The following is a 2,197-nucleotide window of genomic DNA, read 5'->3' as shown; positions in this document are numbered from 1 at the left end:
TCCCGATGAGGTTGATTGTTTTCAAGTGAGCTACAAATGGACAAGCCAGTCCCATTCTTTTGCAAGCGTCACCCACCATATGACTTACCAGTTAGAGCCAAATATAGAGTGTGCTCAAGATTGGCTGTATGGCAATGAGTGCATGAAGCATTCTGATTCTTCGAAACTAGCGATGGCCGCCGATGAATACAGCTTTAACCATCTAGAATGCCTGACTCATGGCAAGCATTTAACCAAGGAAGAAATTGTAGCGTTAGACCGATTTAAAGCGGGCATTACATCCATTCACATTGATGAAAATGGCGTCATCATTCACGAAGAACGAACGTTAACCGCTAGCAATTCCTTTGCTTGTGTTGGGATCATTTTGTAACCACACCTCTTTTAATTCCACTTCCCCCTTAACCTCCACTCACCGCTCAGTTTTGCTGCTAGCGGCAATTTGCGTTGCATAAGGAAAATACTCATGCTTTCTATTAGCCCATTAAAATCCGCTTCTGGCGCTGCCAAATATTATCTCAGCGAAGAAAACCCCAAAGACCTACCTGACGTCTCTTTAGAAAAAAACGCGGGCGATAACTATTACCTCAAAGAAAAAGACCAAGAAGAAAACACCTTCTGGCATGGCAAGCTGGCCATCGAAGCGGGACTGGCGGGTAAACCCGTAGAGCAAGCCACCCTAGAATCGGTACTCTCAGGCAGTCTTGGCGGTGAAACCATTAAAGGAAAACGAGATGATCATAAATCGGGCTTCGACCTGACCTTTTCTGCGCCCAAATCCCTCAGCGTTCTTGCGCTTATTGGCGGAGATAGCCGCCTCATTGAAGCGCACAATAACGCCGTGAAGTTCGCCTTAACAGAGCTGGAGAAAGACGTAGCACAAGTCAAAGTCACCCATGAGAAAGGCGTTCAAGAATACGAAAATACGGATTCGATGCTATTTGCAGTCGTACGCCATAAGACCAGCCGTGAAAATGACATGCAAGTGCATTCGCACGCGCTAGCCGCTAACATGACGCGCGATAAAGAAGGAGATTTACGCGCTTTATCAACCAGCCTAAAACAAAAAGGGGGCGTGATTAACGGGACTGGCGAGCGCATTTACAACTTCCAAAAATACTACGGTATCTTGTACCAGAGCCAATTAGCTAAAGAGGCAGAAACCCTCGGTTATTCCACGCGAGGCGTCGGCAACGGTCAGTTCGAAATCAGCGGTGTCCCTCAGCCTATTCTTGATGCGTCGTCCACTCGCAAACAACAAATTGACCAACGCACACTCGATTTAGGCTTTGACTCGCGCGCGGCGAAAGACGTAGCAAACCTCGATACTCGTAAAAGCAAAACCTACCAGAGCAGTGACAGCCTCAACAAACAGTGGCAAAGCACCGTAAAAGAGCAAGGGTATGACCCCGCAGAGCTTGTCACCATGGCGCAACAAGTAAAGGAAGCGCAAAATACCCCGCCACTCGGTGAAACCAAAGCCGCGATCAGCAGAGCCATTGACCATCTAGGGCAATACAGCACTGCGTTACACCTTGAAAAAATCATTGAACTCACCGCCTCAGAGTTCACCAAAGGCGGCGTGCAACTCAACGCCCTTGATATCAAAAAAGTCGCGGATGCAATGATTAAACAGGGCGACTTGATAGGACTCAGTCAAAAAGGGCAATACACCACCAAAGGCTTAATTGATAACGAACAAGCGCTTATCGACAGCACACAAGGTCGTGCGCATCACATGCGCACCCACGTTGAATCGAACACGCTCAACAAGCTCGCTATCCCTGAAAGCCAGCAGCGTATACTGACCGAGCTGTACCACTCCACCAAACAGTTCCATGTGGTCAATGTACACGGCTCATCACAGGGTATTGCGCAGCAGCTACTCAATGTAGGCAATCACAGCGGTAAGCGTGTCCAATTGGTCTCCCAAAGCGTGAAAGCCAAGACTGAGGGCATGGAGAGCGTACAGCGCAAGAGTCAAACACTCAGCGCCTGGGTCGGTCAGCTCTTTTCACCAGAGCAGCGCCACACTACCCATAGCTTACTGCAAAGCGATACGCCGCTGACCAATAAAGACATCTTGCTCATCGATGACGCCAATAAGATGAGCGCCAATGAGTTGCTGGCCCTCACCGCTAAAGCCAAACAATCGAGCAGTAAAGTGGTGATGCTTAATCGCGTATCAAGCCGTCAG

1 protein-coding gene and 1 pseudogene are annotated in these 2,197 nt (G+C 48.7%); both read left to right on the top strand.

Going from position 1 to position 2,197, the window contains the following annotated elements:
• Positions 1–373 (top strand): annotated as a pseudogene (locus tag AB4653_RS00325) (hypothetical protein); the annotation flags it as partial.
• Between the two features lie 93 nt (positions 374–466).
• Positions 467–2,197, top strand: a 1,731-nt coding sequence (gene mobF / locus AB4653_RS00320; RefSeq protein ID WP_137002688.1) for a MobF family relaxase, incomplete at its 3' end; no start/stop codon positions are given.

The organism is Vibrio sp. 10N.222.48.A3 (assembly GCF_041475345.1).
Lineage (GTDB): Bacteria > Pseudomonadota > Gammaproteobacteria > Enterobacterales > Vibrionaceae > Vibrio > Vibrio tasmaniensis_A.
This window is presented reverse-complemented; position numbering and strand designations above follow the sequence as displayed.